Below are 707 nucleotides of genomic sequence, written 5' to 3' on the forward strand. Positions count from 1 at the left end.
TTGGTCTGTCGAGGGTAGAGAACTCACCTGCCGATCGGCTACATGATTCGTCTCAGGTCACTGGCACTTGAAGCGACCTTCCCAGAATCGGCCCTTGCAGCCGTCTTCGCGATTCGCGCGGCGCGCGATCGGTTCGACGAGGCATCGCATGAACCACGAGAGACTTCCCAGCCGCCTGCGGACCAGGTCGAGCCGCGACGGGTCGGCCAGAAGACGCATGCACTTGTGTTCCACCGCTGCTTCGGAGTCTTCGCGCGGCGGGAACAGGCGTACCCAGCGTGCCGCGACGGCTTCATCGTCCCATGCGGATACCGTGGCGGGATCGATGCCGAGCACCAGATGCAGATGGTTGCTCATGATGGCGTAAGCGTGGATCTCCACGGCGAAGCATTCGGCGACGAGTCGGATCCGTGTCTCGACCCAGGTCTTGCGGTGCTCGTAATTCCGCCCGGAATATCCATCGATGCCGCAGAGAAATGCCCGCCGCACGCAGCGTTGGACACAGTGATAAGTGCCGGCAAGATCGGACGGAGCGATGTGCGAACGGGGGCGGGTCATGGAACAAGCGTGACATTGACCAACGCGGGGCGATGTCGGGATTTACCGCATGTGCGCGCCGGAGTAGTCTGATTCGTGGGTGTCCTTGTGAAGCGTCCTTGTTTCTTCGAGTCACCCGGAAGTAGAGGTTGACGGGGATTGTGCCCGAG

Annotated in this window: 1 protein-coding gene; it reads right to left on the reverse strand. The window is 61.5% G+C overall.

All coding sequences use genetic code 11. From position 1 onward, the window contains the following. Positions 1-57: 57 nt before the first annotated feature. The gene (locus tag ABD974_RS09215; RefSeq protein WP_345303024.1) at positions 58-381 is read right to left on the reverse strand and encodes a hypothetical protein; all 324 of its coding nucleotides are present in this window, start codon (positions 379-381) and stop codon (positions 58-60) included. Positions 382-707: the final 326 nt, after the last annotated feature.

The sequence above is a fragment of the Lysobacter hankyongensis genome (genome assembly GCF_039543145.1).
GTDB lineage: Bacteria > Pseudomonadota > Gammaproteobacteria > Xanthomonadales > Xanthomonadaceae > Lysobacter_I > Lysobacter_I hankyongensis.